We start from the raw sequence: 1,223 nt of genomic DNA, 5'->3' as shown, positions 1-1,223 counted from the left end.
GGATAGACGAAGACCACCTCGACCAGCACCACCCCGACGATCAGATAGGCCAGGTTCAGCGCCACGACCGTGACGATGGGCGCCACCGCGTTGGGCAGCGCATGCACGGCGATGACCCGCCAGCGCCGCAACCCCTTCAGCTGCGCCATCTCGACATAGGGCAGGGCCAGCAGGTTGACGATGGCGGCGCGCGTCATGCGCATCATATGCGCCATGACGATCATCACCATGGTCAGCGCCGGCAGGAAGGTCACGCAAAGCCGCGCGCCCAGCCCCATGCCGGGCGAGACGGTGGCGAGGCTGGGGAACCAGCCCAGCCAGGCCGAGAACACCAGGATCAGGATATAGGCGACGAAGAATTCCGGAAACGAGATCACCGCCAGCGTCGAGGTCGAGATGAATCGGTCGAGGAACGACCCGCGATAGAGCGCCGCCAGCAACCCCAGCCCGATGGCCAGCGGCACGGCGATCACCGCGGCATAGGCGGCCAGGAAGAAGGTGTTTGCCACGCGCTGTCCGATCAGCTCGGCGATGGGGCGCTGGTTGGCCAGCGACAGGCCGAAATCCCCGGTCAGCGCGCCGCCGAGCCAGTGCAGGTAACGCAGCATCGCCGGATCGGTCAGGCCGTTCCTTTCGCGAAAGGCGGCCAGGGTCTCGGGCGTCGCGGACTGGCCCAGGACTTCGCTGGCGATATCCCCGGGAAGCAGTTCGACGGCCCAGAAGATCAGTGCCGAAACGACAAGCAACGTCAGCGCGCCGATGGCAAACCGGCGCAGGACCAGCTTCAGGATCATGGGTTCCTTGCTCTCTTATGGCTGGGCTTGGGGGCGGATATGACTAGGTATAATGACAGCCCTGCGGCACAGGTCCAGCCTCGCTTAGGTTAGCTGGCCTGTCGGACATGTTAGAGACACTGCGGATGGTTCTGTGCTCATCTGGGGCCGATAACACCAAGGTTCAGCATGTGCACGACGACCAGTTTCCGCGTCATCAAGGCGGATATCCTGCGCCGCATCAGCGGCGGCGAATGGCCGCCGGGCTCGCTGCTGCCGAACGAGCTGGCCTTGGCGCGGGAATTCGGCGCGGCCCGTGCCACAGTCGGCCGCGCCATGCGCGAACTGGTCGACGACGGCATCGTCGAGCGCAAGCGCAAGACCGGCACGCGCGTCCGACCGGTGCCCTTGCGGCAGGTCAGGCTGGACATCCCGCTGGTCCGGGTCGAG

At 65.7% G+C, this 1,223-nt stretch carries 2 protein-coding genes; one reads left to right on the top strand and one right to left on the bottom strand.

Annotated elements, in window-relative coordinates:
* Positions 1 to 794, bottom strand: a 794-nt coding sequence (locus tag AQY21_RS08890; protein WP_058097332.1) for an ABC transporter permease, incomplete at its 3' end; no start/stop codon positions are given.
* A gap of 168 nt (positions 795 to 962) precedes the next feature.
* Between AQY21_RS08890 and AQY21_RS08885 the strand changes: the two genes are divergently transcribed.
* Positions 963 to 1,223: GntR family transcriptional regulator (locus tag AQY21_RS08885; protein ID WP_152988173.1), on the top strand; the 261-nt coding region annotated here is incomplete at its 3' end.

It is taken from the genome of Paracoccus sp. MKU1 (assembly GCF_001447385.1).
GTDB lineage: Bacteria > Pseudomonadota > Alphaproteobacteria > Rhodobacterales > Rhodobacteraceae > Paracoccus.
This window is presented reverse-complemented; position numbering and strand designations above follow the sequence as displayed.